The 13,646-nt window shown below is 70.7% G+C and carries 16 protein-coding genes; 4 read left to right on the top strand and 12 right to left on the bottom strand.

The features are described from left to right. Nucleotides 1-2 precede the first annotated feature (2 nt). From ACFFXY_RS01360 to ACFFXY_RS01335, 6 genes are all read right to left on the bottom strand, one after another. Nucleotides 3-446 (bottom strand): hypothetical protein, encoded by a 444-nt coding sequence (locus ACFFXY_RS01360; protein WP_382345140.1) that lies wholly within the window; start codon nucleotides 444-446, stop codon nucleotides 3-5. A gap of 31 nt (nucleotides 447-477) precedes the next feature. After that, the gene (locus ACFFXY_RS01355; RefSeq protein ID WP_382345138.1) at nucleotides 478-1,002 is read right to left on the bottom strand and encodes an EndoU domain-containing protein; all 525 of its coding nucleotides are present in this window, start codon (nucleotides 1,000-1,002) and stop codon (nucleotides 478-480) included. 9 nt (nucleotides 1,003-1,011) lie between these two features. Further along, a complete protein-coding gene (locus tag ACFFXY_RS01350; RefSeq protein ID WP_382345136.1) occupies nucleotides 1,012-1,506 on the bottom strand; it encodes a WXG100-like domain-containing protein in 495 nt (164 codons plus the stop codon). Beyond that, complete coding sequence (locus ACFFXY_RS01345) at nucleotides 1,506-1,835, bottom strand: hypothetical protein (RefSeq protein ID WP_382345134.1); 330 nt, start codon at nucleotides 1,833-1,835, stop codon at nucleotides 1,506-1,508. Before ACFFXY_RS01345 ends, ACFFXY_RS01350 begins: the two co-directional genes overlap by 1 nt. Continuing rightward, the gene (locus ACFFXY_RS01340) at nucleotides 1,835-2,263 is read right to left on the bottom strand and encodes a YbaB/EbfC family nucleoid-associated protein (RefSeq protein WP_382345132.1); all 429 of its coding nucleotides are present in this window, start codon (nucleotides 2,261-2,263) and stop codon (nucleotides 1,835-1,837) included. The genes ACFFXY_RS01345 and ACFFXY_RS01340 overlap by 1 nt, the downstream gene beginning before the upstream one ends. 92 nt (nucleotides 2,264-2,355) lie before the next feature. Then, nucleotides 2,356-3,585, bottom strand: coding sequence for a metal-dependent hydrolase family protein (locus ACFFXY_RS01335; RefSeq protein ID WP_382345130.1), 1,230 nt, complete (start codon nucleotides 3,583-3,585; stop codon nucleotides 2,356-2,358). A 111-nt stretch (nucleotides 3,586-3,696) separates the two neighbouring features. Between ACFFXY_RS01335 and ACFFXY_RS01330 the strand changes: the two genes are divergently transcribed. After that, on the top strand, nucleotides 3,697-4,182 hold the full coding sequence (locus tag ACFFXY_RS01330; RefSeq protein WP_382345128.1) for a cupin domain-containing protein: 486 nt from the start codon (nucleotides 3,697-3,699) through the stop codon (nucleotides 4,180-4,182). Between the two features lie 48 nt (nucleotides 4,183-4,230). Here the strand turns inward: ACFFXY_RS01330 and sucD are convergent, their stop codons facing one another. The 5 genes from sucD to ACFFXY_RS01305 all read right to left on the bottom strand — a co-directional run bounded on the left by sucD (nucleotide 4,231) and on the right by ACFFXY_RS01305 (nucleotide 9,142). Next, complete coding sequence (gene sucD / locus ACFFXY_RS01325; RefSeq protein WP_382345126.1) at nucleotides 4,231-5,118, bottom strand: succinate--CoA ligase subunit alpha; 888 nt, start codon at nucleotides 5,116-5,118, stop codon at nucleotides 4,231-4,233. 4 nt (nucleotides 5,119-5,122) lie between these two features. Continuing rightward, complete coding sequence (sucC, locus tag ACFFXY_RS01320; protein WP_382345124.1) at nucleotides 5,123-6,301, bottom strand: ADP-forming succinate--CoA ligase subunit beta; 1,179 nt, start codon at nucleotides 6,299-6,301, stop codon at nucleotides 5,123-5,125. A gap of 712 nt (nucleotides 6,302-7,013) precedes the next feature. Beyond that, on the bottom strand, nucleotides 7,014-7,445 hold the full coding sequence (gene icmB / locus ACFFXY_RS01315) for a coenzyme B12-dependent isobutyryl CoA mutase small subunit (protein WP_106363195.1): 432 nt from the start codon (nucleotides 7,443-7,445) through the stop codon (nucleotides 7,014-7,016). Nucleotides 7,446-7,556: 111 nt separating this feature from the next. Beyond that, nucleotides 7,557-8,612, bottom strand: a complete 1,056-nt coding sequence (locus tag ACFFXY_RS01310; RefSeq protein ID WP_382345121.1) for a hypothetical protein — start codon at nucleotides 8,610-8,612, stop codon at nucleotides 7,557-7,559. 143 nt (nucleotides 8,613-8,755) lie between these two features. After that, nucleotides 8,756-9,142, bottom strand: coding sequence for a MarR family winged helix-turn-helix transcriptional regulator (locus ACFFXY_RS01305; RefSeq protein WP_382345119.1), 387 nt, complete (start codon nucleotides 9,140-9,142; stop codon nucleotides 8,756-8,758). Between the two features lie 86 nt (nucleotides 9,143-9,228). Between ACFFXY_RS01305 and ACFFXY_RS01300 the strand changes: the two genes are divergently transcribed. Then, nucleotides 9,229-10,683, top strand: coding sequence for an MFS transporter (locus ACFFXY_RS01300; protein ID WP_382345117.1), 1,455 nt, complete (start codon nucleotides 9,229-9,231; stop codon nucleotides 10,681-10,683). A gap of 67 nt (nucleotides 10,684-10,750) precedes the next feature. Here the strand turns inward: ACFFXY_RS01300 and ACFFXY_RS01295 are convergent, their stop codons facing one another. Beyond that, nucleotides 10,751-11,473: an ABC transporter ATP-binding protein gene (locus tag ACFFXY_RS01295; protein WP_382345115.1), complete on the bottom strand. Its 723-nt coding sequence runs from the start codon at nucleotides 11,471-11,473 to the stop codon at nucleotides 10,751-10,753. A gap of 214 nt (nucleotides 11,474-11,687) precedes the next feature. Between ACFFXY_RS01295 and ACFFXY_RS01290 the strand changes: the two genes are divergently transcribed. Together ACFFXY_RS01290 and ACFFXY_RS01285 are read left to right on the top strand one after the other, a co-directional pair. Beyond that, on the top strand, nucleotides 11,688-12,998 hold the full coding sequence (locus tag ACFFXY_RS01290) for a sensor histidine kinase (RefSeq protein ID WP_382345113.1): 1,311 nt from the start codon (nucleotides 11,688-11,690) through the stop codon (nucleotides 12,996-12,998). Beyond that, complete coding sequence (locus ACFFXY_RS01285) at nucleotides 12,986-13,633, top strand: response regulator transcription factor (RefSeq protein ID WP_382345111.1); 648 nt, start codon at nucleotides 12,986-12,988, stop codon at nucleotides 13,631-13,633. The genes ACFFXY_RS01290 and ACFFXY_RS01285 overlap by 13 nt, the downstream gene beginning before the upstream one ends. Nucleotides 13,634-13,646: the final 13 nt, after the last annotated feature.

Here is a 13,646-nt window from a genome sequence, read left to right as displayed (position 1 = left end):
GTCTAAGCGGGCCCTTGCTCCGGGATGCCCAGGCGCCCGCGGTACGGGTGGCGGATCTGCCAGGACGCCTCCCACTGGAGCAGGCCCTCCTGCCATTCGGGGAGGTCGGGCCGGTAGGTGCGGGGCGCGTTGGCGCGCTCGGGGGTCTCGACCATGAACTGCCAGAAGTCCTCCAGCGCGGACCTGACGGTCTCGACGTCGTACTCCGCGCGCTGGCGGTTGCCGTAGACGGCCTGGATAGTGACGCCGGACGGGTCGAACTCGACGTCCCAGCCCTCGGAGTCCCACTGCTCGAACGGCTGCCCGCCGCTGCGGACGTCGTCGATCATGGCGAGGGCGTCGAGGAGCACGCGGAACTTCCGGCCGATGTCGGTGCAGATCCAGGCGGCGAGGACGTCCTGGCCGGCGGGCGCGGCGTCCACGACCGGGCCGAAGTAGTCGTCCATTCGGAAGCGCATTGTTCAGCGGTGCCTTTCGTTACTGCTGGTCGGATGGGAAGCCGTGCGTGTACCCGCGGCCGTTGTTGCCGTCATAGTAGCCGCTGATCTTGACGCCGCCGGACTCTCCGACCCACATGTTCGGGTCGGTGGGGTGCGGCTGGCTCTTGCGGAACGCGGTGGCGATGTTCTTGTCGACGTCCTCGCCGGTCCAGGAGTCGGGGAAGAACGTCGAGGTGCCGCCGTTGCCGCCCTTGGGCTTCCAGATCGGCGGCGGTCCGGCGTCGAAGAACTCGGGGTCGGCCTGGTAGACGCCGTTGTCGCCGACGGGCCGCTTGGAGTCGGGCCTGATCCGGCGGCCGTCGAAGTCGTTGCCGCCGGGCCGCCAGTGGTACCCCGAGCCGGAGGGGCGGCCGGGCCGCACGTCGCCGACGAGCGCGTGCTGGAGCTTGTCGTAGTCCATCTTGTTCTGCTGCGCGCGCCCGGCGCGCTGCTTCTTCGCCTTCTGGAAGAACTCCAGCGCGGCGCTGATGAGCTTGCCGCCGCTTTTCTTTCCGGTTCCCACGGGCCGCGCCTATGCGTCGATGAGCTTGAATATGGCTTCCTGCACGAGGTTGCCGACGACGGTCCGGGAGATCTGCTGGAAGATCGGGACCTGGAGCAGGGACGCGCCGAAGGTCACGGCGGCCTCGGCGATCGCCATGGCGATCTGCACGGCGAGGATCACGAGCTGCACGATCACCATGATCTTGAGGCACAGCACGATGACGGCGCAGATGATGAGGCCGACGCCCGCGATCATGGAGCCGACGGAGCCGTCCCCGATGATCTTCTGGGGGCCGTCCTCACTCTCCCACCAGGTCTTGAAGGCGTCGATGTCCTTGCCGACCTGGTCGGTCCACGCGGAGGCGGCGTTCTCGGCGGACTCGCCGTTCAGGTCCCCGAGCTTGCCGCCGAAGTCCATCCACGCCTGCCCGAAGTCCATGAGGTTGTCCTCATTGGACTGGGGCCAGTCGTAGCCGAGGATGCCGAGGAGGCTCGCGAGCTCGGAGGGCAGCGTGATCGCCATCAGGCGCCCCCGATCTCGGAGGCGATCTGCGCGAACGCCTGGGACACCGCGTTGTCGGCGTCGAGGTGCTGGGCCGCGAAGTCGCGCACGTCGATCCCCGCGTCGGCCATCGACTGGGCCGCCTCGGTGAAGCACTCCTTGGCGAACTCGAAGACCGCCTGGTGCGCCTGCTCGATGAGCCCGCCGATCTCGTCGCTCCCGCACGCGGCGGTGACGCCCTCGATGCTGGAGGCGAACTCGTCGATGGCGGTGAAGAACTTCTCCGCGGTGCCCTCGATGCGCTGGCCGCTCTGGTCGAGGGCGTCAGGGTCGATGCTGAGGTCGGGCATCAGCTCAGGCCCCTGCCGTCGGCGGCGGTCTGCACGATCCGCGCGTGGGACTCGGTGAGGGTGTTCATGAAGGAGCTGAGGCGCTGCACGGACTGCTGCTGGAGCTCCTCGACCTTCTCGTTGAGCCCTTCGAGGTCGATCGCGCCGGGGATGCCGGCCTGCTCGCGGGCGGCGTCGAGCGCGGCGTTGACGCCCGCGGTGATCTCCTCGCTCAGCTGCTCCTTGCTCAGGCGCACCGCGCGGGGGTCGACGATGTCCACGGCGACCTTGCCCGCCGTGGTCGCCGAGATCCTGACCATGCCGTCGGCGGCCTCGACCTCGACGGTCTGCGCGCCGCTCTCCTCTTGGGCCCGTTGCGCATCGCGCGCGATCGCGAGGGCCTTGCCGAGGGCCTCGGCGATGCCGTTGGATTCAGATGAACTGCTCAAGGAGGCTCCTCGCGTCCGGGGCTGAATTGGAGCGAGTCGAACGTAGCAAACCCCTGCAACGGGCGCTGCGGAGCGTTCCCACCGTGTGGCGGTCAGCCCAGGGCGCCCGCCTTCACCTTGCCGCCCTGCATGACCAGGTCGAGGTTGGCCTCCGGGTCGGTGAGCACGCCGATGTCGGCGAGCGGGTCGCCGTCGACCACGAGGAGGTCCGCGGCGAACCCGGGGGCGACGCGCCCGATGCGGTCCTCCTCCCCGAGGAGCTGCGCGGCGGTCACGGTCGCCGACCGGATCACGTCGGCCGCCGGGATGACCGCGCCGCGGATCGCGAACTCGTCGAGCTGGTGCTTCCTCATGCCGCCCAGCAGGTCCGAGCCGTAGCAGAGGTTGACGCCCGCCCCGTGCGCGAGTTCGAGGGCCTTGAGCCCGGCGTCGAGGACGATCTCGTTCTTCGCGAGGTTCGCCGGGGACAGGCCGTAGTCGGCGCCCTCGATCGACATGCGCCGGTACGTCACCAGCGTGGGCACCAGGAACGCGTCGTGCTCCAGGAACAGGTCGAGGCTGGACCGGTCGAGGAGGTTCCCGTGCTCGATGGACCGCACGCCCGCCTCCAGGCCCCGGTTGATGGCCCTCGCGGTGTAGGCGTGCCCGGCGACGTACCGGTTGGCGGCCTCCGCCTCCTCCACGATCGCGCGGATCTCCTCGATCGAGAACTGGGTCGAGTCGATCCGGTCGGTGGGGGAGGCGACGCCGCCCGACAGCATGATCTTGACGTGGTGGGCGCCGGTGCGCAGCTGCTCGCGGGCGGCCTTGCGCACGCCGTCCACGCCGTCGCACACGAGCCCGAGGTCGGGGCAGCAGTGGTGGCCGTCGCTGACCGCGCGCCCGCGCGGGCGCATGTCCACGTGCCCGCCGGTCTGCGAGAGCGCCTTGCCGCCGAAGAAGACCCGCGGCCCGTCGATGAGCCCCTCGGCCACGGCGTCGTGGATGCCGAAGTCCGCCCCGCCGGGGTCGCGCACCGTCGTGAACCCGCGATGGAGCATCTCCCGCAGCTCGATCGCGGCCTTGACGGCCACGTACGCGGGCGACTGGTCGCCCAGCCCCGCCAGGTCCGCGGTGTGGGCGTTGACGTGCACGTGGCAGTCGATCAGGCCCGGCATGAGGGTCCGCCCGCCCAGGTCCACGACCCTCGCGCCGGCGGCCTCGACCTCGGACCCGACGGCCGCGATCTCCCCGCCGCGCACCAGCACCCGCTGCCCGGCCACGAGCACCCCCGCGGCGGTGTCGAGCACCGCGGCGTTCGCAAAGAGCACGGTCTCGGACATGGCGTCTCCTCAGCGTCACAGCCCTAGCCGCTCGGCTAGGAACGCTACCAATATGCCGGACGGCCCGGTAGCGTCGGACACGGGCCCCGTCCACGAGAGAGAGCGAGCGACATGTCCTATCCCGAACCGCGGTACTTCGGCGACGAAGGCGAGACGAGCGCGTACTTCCGGCCCGCCGGGCAGGCGCCCGACATCGCGTACCCGAACGGCGGCAACGCCGGGTACCTGGCGACCGGCGCGACCACGAACGGCCAGTTCGGCCTCTACCAGTGGAACATGAGCGGCGCCCGCTCCGGCCCCGACCCGCACTTCCACCGCACCATCTCGGAGTCCTTCTACATCCTCACCGGCACGATCCGGATCTACAACGGCGCCAAGTGGGTCGACCACACGCCCGGCGACTTCGTGCACGTCCCCGAAGGCGGCGTCCACGGCTTCCGCAACGAGTCCGGCGAGCCCGCCTCGATGCTCCTCATGTTCCACCCCGGCGCCCCCCGCGAGGACTACTTCGAGGGCCTCCTCACCATCGGCGAACTCACCGACGACGAGCGCAAGGCCTTCTTCGCCGAGCACGACAACTTCTGGATCGAGGAGTAGGAACACGAAGGGCCGGGCGAATCGCCCGGCCCTTTCGCTTTGCGCCGCTTAGAGGTTTTCGACGACCTCGCGCATGAGGCGGGCGGTCTCGCTCGGGGTCTTGCCGACCTTGACGCCCGCGGCCTCAAGGGCCTCCTTCTTCGACTCGGCGGTGCCGGCCGATCCGGAGATGATGGCGCCGGCGTGGCCCATCGTCTTGCCCTCGGGGGCGGTGAACCCGGCGATGTAGCCGACGACCGGCTTCGTCACGTGGTTCTTGATGTACTCGGCCGCGCGCTCCTCGGCGTCGCCGCCGATCTCGCCGATCATGACGATCGCCTTGGTCTCGGGGTCCTCCTCGAACGCCTTGAGGCAGTCGATGTGGGTGGTCCCGATGACCGGGTCGCCGCCGATGCCGACGGAGGTCGAGAAGCCGATGTCGCGCAGCTCGTACATGAGCTGGTAGGTCAGCGTGCCCGACTTGGAGACGAGGCCGATGGGGCCGGTCCCGGTGATGTCGGCGGGGGTGATGCCCGCGTTCGACTTGCCGGGGCTGGCGATGCCGGGGCAGTTGGGGCCCACGATGCGGGTCTTGTTGCCCTTGGACTCGGCGTAGTTCCAGAAGGTCACGGAGTCGTGCACCGGGATGCCCTCGGTGATGACGATGACCAGCTCGATCTCGGCGTCGATCGCCTCGACCACGGCGGCCTTGGAGAAGGCCGGGGGCACGAACACGACGGAGGCGTTCGCCCCGGTCTCGCTGATGGCCTCCTGCACGGAGGCGAACACCGGGAGGCTCACGCCGTCCACGTCGACCTTGGTGCCGGCCTTGCGCGGGTTCACGCCGCCGACGATCTCGGTGCCGGCCTTGAGCATGCGGCGGGTGTGCTTCATGCCCTCGGAGCCGGTCATGCCCTGGACGATGACCTTGGAGTTCTCGTTGAGGAAGATCGCCATTGGACTAGGCCCCCTTGTTCGCGAGCTCGGCGGCCTTGTCGGCCGCGGCGTCCATGGTCTCGACCACGGTGATGAGCGGGTGGTTCGCGTCGGCGAGGATCTTGCGACCCTCCTCCGCGTTGTTGCCGTCGATGCGGGCGACGAGCGGCTTGGTGACGTCCTCGCCGCGGTCGGCGAGCGTCTGGAGCGCGCCGAGGATGCCGCGGGCGACCTCGTCGCAGGCGGTGATCCCGCCGAAGATGTTCACGAACACGGCCTTGACCTGCGGGTCCGACAGGACCACTTCGAGGCCGTTCGCCATGACGGCCGCGGAGGCGCCGCCGCCGATGTCGAGGAAGTTCGCGGGCTTGACGCCGCCGTGGTTCTCCCCGGCGTACGACACGACGTCGAGGGTGGACATGACCAGGCCCGCGCCGTTGCCGATGATGCCGACGGAGCCGTCGAGCTTCACGTAGTTGAGGCCGGAGTCCTTGGCGCGCTGCTCCAGCGGGTCGACCGAGGACTTGTCCTCGAACTCGGCGTTGTCGGGGTGGCGGAAGTCCGCGTTCTCGTCGAGCGTGACCTTCGCGTCGAGTGCGAGGACCCGGCCCTCGGGCGTGCGCACGAGCGGGTTGACCTCGACGAGGGTCGCGTCCTCGGCGACGAAGGCGCCCCAGAGCTTCACGAACACGTCCACGAGCTGGTCGCGGAGGTCCTCGGGGAAGCCCGCCTGGGTGACGATGCCGTCGGCGATCTCCGGGGTGACGCCGACGCCGGCGTCGATCGGGAGCTTCACGACCTTCTCGGGGGCGGTGTGGGCGACCTCTTCGATCTCCATGCCGCCCGCGGTCGACGCGATGCACAGGAACGTGCGGTTCGCGCGGTCGAGCAGGTACGAGAAGTAGTACTCCTCGTCGATGTCGGCGGTCACGGTGAGCATGACCTTCTCGACGGTGTGGCCCTTGATGTCCATGCCGAGGATGTTCGTGGCGTGGGTGTTGACCTCGTCCACGGTGTCGGCGAGCTTGACGCCGCCGGCCTTCCCGCGGCCGCCGACCTTCACCTGCGCTTTGACGACCACACGGTCGCCGAGGCGCTCAGCGAGCGCAACGGCCTCCTGCGGTGTGGTGGCGACGCCGCCGTCCAGAACCGGCACTCCGTGCCGGGCGAACAGTGCGCGGCCCTGGTATTCGTACAGATCCACTGTAGAGTCCGCTCCACTAGCTAGTCTTCCTTGACCGGACTGGCCTGGGCCTCCCCGCCATGGCCCGGTGCGGGCCGCGGCCTCGGCGAACCGGGTCCGGTCAGGCGGGGGAGAGCTACAGGTGCCCGTTATCGCAGGGTAACGCGCGGCGAGGCGCCGGAGACCCGGGCGGGCGGCGGGTGTGACGAGTCAGGCTCAGGAGGCCGCTTGCCGGGCCCTTGCAGGCGATTCACGTCCCGGCGGGGTGGTTGTGCGGCCCCCGCGGCCGGGTGTGTCGGGATCGAGTCGCCCCCGGTTTCAACAGTGCCCGGAGGGTGCGACATTCGGGGCGGGGCGAACGGGGCGGAGCGGGCGGGATCGGCCCGGGGAATAGAGGCGGGGACCGGACGCACCCCTCAGGCGTCCGGTCCCCTTAGCGGGAACCAAGCCCACCCCTCAATGGCTTGATTCCCTTAGGCACGATGCCCTATCGCCACCCCTCAATCGACAGGGCATCGGCAGCTTGTGGCACAGCTCAATTGCACGACGCTTCGGGAGTGAACTCCCGGTGAAGCCTCTGCGTCATTGTCCGGCGGCCTTTCGGCCGACTGCTGATGCGTCTTCGGCGGTGTTGCCATCGCGTCCGACACTTATAAGAACGAGGGCCGCCAGGCGCGGTTACGGTCTCCTCGAAGAATTTTTTGCGGCGGGCGTATCCGCAGTTCAGGGCCGTTCAGACGGCCGCGGGGCTGCCCTGATCGGGTGAGGGCACATGGCCGCGCACCCATTCGGCGATGGCCTGGGTCGAGGCGCCGGGGCCGAATATCTGCGCCACTCCGGCTTCGCGCAACTGCGCGGCGTCCTCGTCGGGAATGATGCCGCCGCCGAATACGACGATGTCGCGCGCGTCGTTCTCGTCGAGGAGTTTCAGCACCCGCGGGAAGAGCGTCATATGCGCGCCGGAGAGGATGCTCAGCCCGATCGCGTCGGCGTCCTCGGCGAGGGCGGTGGCGACGACCTGCTCGGGGGAGTTGTGGAGGCCCGTGTAGACGACCTCCATGCCCGCGTCGCGCAGCGCGCGGGCCACGACCTTCGCTCCGCGGTCGTGGCCGTCGAGCCCGACCTTGGCGACGACGACGCGGATGGGCGCCCCGGTTGCAGTCATCTGTACCTCCTCGTACGGAGGCCGCGGCGCCTGCGTCGCTCGTGGCGATCGTCGGCGCCGCGGCCAGTTCATACGAGTGAGCTTAGTCGCGACCGGTGCGGGTTGGAAGTCCTACTGGCCGTAGGGCGGCTGCGGCGGCTGCTGCTGGCCCGGCTGCGGGTAGCCGGGAGGCGGCGGCGGGTACCCGCCGGGCTGCTGGCCCTGCGGCTGGCCGTAGCCCTGCGGCGGCTGCTGCGGCTGGCCGGGCTGCGGGAAGCCGCCGGGCTGGCCGTAGCCGGGCGGGGGCTGCTGCCCGTACCCGGGCTGCGGGTATCCGGCGGGGGCGGTCGGCGCGCCCTTGATGTACGCCTTGACCTCCTGGTCCTTGATGTAGATGAAGGACGCGTAGCCGTAGGCGCCGGCGGCGGCGAGGTTGAGGATGAGCGTCAGGAAGATGATGCCGCCGACGATCGCGATGGCCGCGAGGCTCGACAGCGCGCCGATGATCCCGAACCCGGCGCCGACCATCATGAGGATGACGCCGGTCAGGCGCAGGCCGCCAGAGGTGATCTGGCCCTTCGGCAGCGCCCAGCCGTACCAGGCGAGCGCGGCGGCGACGAGGAGGCCGATGACCCCGGCGAAGCCCCCGTAGGGGTTCATGAAGGAGAACACCGCGGAGACGACGCCGATGCCCGCGCCGATGAGGGCCATGAGGCCGATGCGCTTGATCCCCTCGGGGACCGGGCCCTGCGGCCCGGCGGCCTGGGGCTGCGGGAAGCCCGCCTGGGGCGGGGGCGGCGGGTAGCCGGGCTGCTGGCCCTGCGGCTGGCCGTACGGCTGCTGGCCGGGCGCGGACTGCGGGAGCTGGCCCGAGCCGAGCGGGTTCGGCGGCGGGGCCTGCGGGGTCCCGGACGGGTTGAACCCGGTCTGGGAGCCGGTCTGCGGCATGACCGTGGTCTGCGCGTACTCGGCGGCGGGCGGGTCCGACGGGCCGGTCGGGTTCCCGAGCGGGGAGGGCGGCGGGGGCGGGGTGCCCTGCTGGGCCTCGACCCGGTTGATCTTCATGGTGCGGTCGAGTCCGGCCTCCTCCCCTCCTTCAGGGGCCGCGGCGGGCGGCTGCGCGCCGGGCTTGAGCTTGAAGGTGCCGCCGTCCTCGTCGTCGGGTCGGTCGTTCTCTGGGGGAGTCATGACATCCACTCTCCATGCCGGATCGGTTGTGACTGCTCTCCACCTCACCTTACCGACCGTCACGCCGCAAGGGGGTATGCCGTCCGAAGCGGGACGACCAGGGCAGGCCTTTGAACCGTTTCAGCGGCGGTTCGCCAAGCGGCTCAGTCGAAGTGGCGGCGGAGCACGCCCCGGTAGGTGGGCTGCGCGGCCTCGTAGCGCTCCTGCCCGGCGGGGGTCAGCATGAGGAACATGGCGCGGCGGTCGAAGTCGCAGGTCGCGCGCGTGACGAGGCCGGCCTTCTCCAGGCGGGTGACCGTGCGGGAGAGGGCGCTCTGGCTGAGGTACATCTCGGCTTCGAGGTCCTTCATCTTGGCCTTGCCGGTGCTGTCGCAGCACTTGCTGGACAGGATCTTGAGGACCTCGAACTCGCTCAGTCCAAGGTCGTGCCCGTCCTGGAGCGCGTTCTCCAGCTCGCAGGATGTGTTGTGGTACACGCGGAGTGTTTCAGACCACTGGGTGCACACGTCTTCGGATACTTCGGCCTCCATGACCAGGAGATTACCATGTCAAGACATTTAATGTCCACGCATTTGATGTGTTGACATCCAATGCACGTGCATGTAAGTTTCTCGGCATGACGATCACCGAACCGAAACCCCTCCCCACCTCGACTTCGACCAGCATCGATACGCCGTCACACGCCCCGAGCCGCTGGGGTCCAAAGCTGTGGGCCGTCCTCTTCGTGGCCGGCCTCGCGATGTTCCTGGACGCCCTCGACGTCTCCATGGTCGGCGTCGCGCTCCCGTCCATCGGCGCCGAGCTGGGCCTGGAGACGGCCTCGCTCCAGTGGATCGTCAACGGCTACATCCTCGGCTACGGCGGCCTGCTCCTGCTGGGCGGACGCATGGCCGACCTGCTGGGACGCCGCCAGGTCTTCCTCACCGCGCTGGTCGTCTTCGGCGCCGCCTCGCTCATCGGCGGGCTCGTCGAGCACGAGGGCCTGCTCATCGCCTCGCGCATCGTCAAGGGCGTCGCCGCCGCGTTCACCGCCCCGGCCGCGCTCTCGATCATCACCACCACGTTCAAGGAGGGCCACGACCGCAACAAGGCCCTGTCGATCTTCACCGTCTTCGGCGCCACCGGGTACGCCTCGGGCCTCATCGCCTCCGGCCTGCTCACCAGCGTCGACTGGCGCCTGACGTTCTTCGCGCCCGTCATCGTCGTGGTCGGCGTCCTCATCGCCGCGTTCGTCGTGGTCCCCAAGAACAACGAGCGCGAGAAGGGGCACATCGACTTCCTCGGCTCCGCGACCCTGACCGGCGGCATGCTCGCCGCGGTCTACACCATCGTCACGGTCCCCGAGACCGGCTTCACGCCGCTCGTCACCGCCACGACCGCGGCCGCGGTCCTGCTCCTGGGCGCGTTCTTCGTCATCGAGAACAAGGTCGCCCACCCGCTGGTGCGCCTGAGCATCTTCAAGGTCAAGTCGATCGTCCGCGCCAACCTGGCCGCGCTCGCGATCTTCGGGTCCTACATCAGCTTCCAGACGATCGTGTCCCTGTACCTCCAGAACACGCTCCAGTGGGAGCCGATCCAGATGGCCCTCGCGCTGGCCCCCGCCGGGATCATCGTGGCGATCCTGTCGCCGCTCGCGGGCAAGTTCATCGACCGATACGGCACCAAGTCGATGATCATCGCCTCGATGGCCGCGTTCGTCCTCGGCTACCTGTGGTTCATCCTCCGCGGCGGCTCGGCCCAGCCGAACTACCTCACCGACTACCTGCCCGCGTTCCTGCTGCTGGGCCTCGGCTTCGCGATCGGCTTCTCGTCGGTCATGGTCCAGGCCACCGAGGGCATCTCGGACGACGAGCAGGGCCTGGCCTCCGGCCTGGTCCAGACCTCCGGGCAGATCGGCGGCGCCGTGGTCCTCGCGATCGTCACCGGCCTCATCGCCGGGGGCGCCGCCACCTCGATCGCCCAGTACCGGCCCGGCCTGTACCTGGTGACCGCGGTCGCCGCGGTCGGCCTCCTCGCCAGCGCCACCGCCCTCATGGGGCGCCGCACCGCCGAGGTCGTCGAAGCCGCGTAACCGCCGCCTGAGAGAACACCCGCACCGCAGGGCCCGCCGAATACGGCGGGCCCTGCGGTGTCCCTTGCTACCGAGTGGAAGTCAGTACCGGACGCAGCCGCGCCCCTTCGAGTGCGAACGTCGCGTGCGCGCGCGAGGCCGCCGCGGGGTCCTGCGTGACCATGAGCAGGCCCGGCGCCCACTCGTCCACGAGGGACCGCATGAGGTCGAGGACCTCCGAGGCGTCCGCCGGACCGAGCGCCCCGGTGGGCTCGTCGGCGACGACCACGTCAGGGCGCGAGGCGAAGGCCCGCGCGACGGCCGCGCGCTGCTGGAGCACCGGCACGAGGTCGGCGGGGCGGCGCTGGAGGAGCCGGTCGATCCCGGTGCGCTCCGCGAGGTGGCGCAGCCAGTCGCGGTCCTCGGACTCGCCCGCCAGGCGCAGCGGCATCGCCAGGTTCTCCTCGATCGTGAGCGAGGGCAGCAGGTTGAACGACTGGAACACGAAGCCAACCCGGCCCTGCCGCAGGAGCGTCCGCTTCGCCTCCTCCAGGCCCGTGATGCGCCGGTCGGCGATGCGGACCTCCCCGCCGGTGGGGTCGTCGAGCCCGGCCGCGCAGTGCACGAGCGTGGACTTGCCCGAGCCGGGGGCGCCCATGACGGCGATGAGCGCGCCGCCGGGCACGTCGAGGCTGACGCGGTCGAGGACGGTGTGCGCGCCGTCGTAGGTCTTCGTGATCTCCCTCAGGGCGAGCGCGGGCGCGGCGGTCGCGGGGCGCCTGCTCGGGGGAGCGGCGAGGGTGGTGGTCATCGGTGTGCCTCCGGGGTCTCCTTGGTACCGACGACGCTATGGCGTTCCGTGTCCGTTTCCAATGCGGTCAGCTGCCGGAAAAGGGGTGGGGACAACCGGAGCCGGGCGGGTACAGCCAGCTGTAGTACCGGCCCGATCCGGCTTGTACAGCAGGCTGTAGCGACGGCGCGGGCCCGCCGCGGGTACGTTTCCAAGCGAGTTCTTGGAGGAAGCGATGGCGATCGGCAGGCGTGAGCGCGTGCGGGCGTGGTTCGACGCGCAGCTGCGCCCGGACGGCGAGGGCAGGGCCGGGCTCGGCTCGGTGGTCGCCGCGGCCCTGCGCGCCTCCGGGTACGGCGCGGTCGGCGCCGGGTTCGGCATCCTCGCGCTCTACACGATCCCCGTCGCCGTCCTCGTCGGGTTCCTCTCGCTGCTGGGCGCCGGGCGGTTCCTCGTCCACCCGACCATGCAGTGGGTGCGGACGCTCGCGGGCCTGGAGCGGCGGCGCCTGCACCGCCTCGGCCACGACGTCGAGTCCCCGTACTCCGGCCCCGACGTCGAGGCCCCGCGGAGCCTGCGCGAACTGCGCGCCGACCCGTCCGCGCGCCGCGACCTCCAGTGGGTGTTCCTCCACGGCACGTGGGGCCTCATCCTCGGGGCGGTCCTCATCAACATGCCGTTCGTGTCCGTGCGCGACGCGACCTATCCGCTGTGGTGGGCGTTCGCGCCCTCCTCGGAGCAGCAGATCCTCTCGGGCATGATCGAGGCCCAGACCGCGCCCGCCGCCGCCCTCGGCTTCGCCACCGGCATCGCCGTGTTCGCGCTGTGGCTCCTGTTCGGCCCCAAGCTCCTCGACCTCCAGGCCCGCGCCGGCGTCAACCTCCTCGGCCCCGACCCCGACATCGACCTGTCCGAGCGCGTCGCCCGCCTCACCGCGACCCGCGCCGCCGCCCTCGACGCGCACGCCGTCGAGCTGCGCCGCATCGAGCGGGCCCTCCACGACGGGGCCCAGAACCGGATCGTCGCCGTCGCCGTCCTCGTCGGCGCCGCCAAGCGCGAGGTCCCCCGCGACCCCGACCGGGCCGTGGAGATCCTCGGCCGCGCCCAGGACACCGTCGAGGACGCCCTCGCCGAGCTGCGCGCGGTCGTGCGGTCGATCCTCCCGCCCGTCCTGGAGGACCGCGGGCTCGCCGGGGCCCTGAACGCGCTGGCCTCCGACTGCGCCGTGCCCTGCACGGTGGCCGTGGACGTGCCGGGCCGGTGCCCGGCGAGCGTCGAGGCCACCGCCTACTTCGTGGTCGCCGAGTCGCTCACGAACGTGGCCAAGCACTCCCGCGCGACGAGCGCGTCGGTGGAGGTGACGCGGCGGGGGAATACCCTCACTGTGGCCGTGGTCGACGACGGCCGCGGCGGCGCCGACGCCGGGGCAGGATCGGGCCTGGCGGGCATCACGCGGCGCGTCGAGGCCCTCGACGGGACCGCGGCCGTGACCAGCCCACCCGGTGGGCCGACCGAGATCAGAGTGGAGCTGCCGTGCGGATCGTGATCGCCGAGGACGACACCCTCCTGCGCGAGGGCCTGAACCTGGTGCTGCGCGGGGAGGGCTTCGACGTCGTCGCCTCCGTGGGGGACCCGGCCGCGTTCCTCGCCGCCGTCGAGGAGCACCGCCCCGACGTCGCGGTCGTGGACGTCCGCATGCCCCCCACGCACACCGACGAGGGCATCAAGGCCGCCGTCGCGGCCCGCCGCGCCCACCCCGGCCTCGCGGTCCTCGTGCTCTCGGCCTATGTGGAGCAGTCGTTCGCCACCGACCTCCTCGCCGACGGCGCCCGCTCCGTCGGGTACCTCCTCAAGGAGCGCGTCGGCCGCGTCGACGCGTTCGTCGAGGCCCTGCACCGCGTCGCGGGCGGCGGCACCGCCATCGACCCCGAGGTCGTCGCCCAGCTGTTCGCGCAGCGCCGCGCCGACGACCCGGTCGAGCGCCTCACGCCCCGCGAGAAGGAGGTCCTGTCGGTCATGGCCGAGGGCCTGGGGAACGGCGCCATCGCGCAGCGGCTGTTCATCACCGAGAACGCCGTCCACAAGCACATCCGCAACATCTTCCTCAAGTTCGGGCTCACCCCCGACGACGAGACCGACCGCCGCGTCGCCGCCGTCCTCCACTACCTCGACCGCGCCTGACCTCCGCCGCAAC

It is taken from the genome of Glycomyces mayteni (assembly GCF_042428885.1).
GTDB classification, from domain to species: Bacteria; Actinomycetota; Actinomycetes; order Mycobacteriales; family Micromonosporaceae; genus Glycomyces; species Glycomyces mayteni.
Note: the sequence above shows the minus strand (reverse complement) of the source record. Positions and strands in the feature narration are given on the sequence as shown.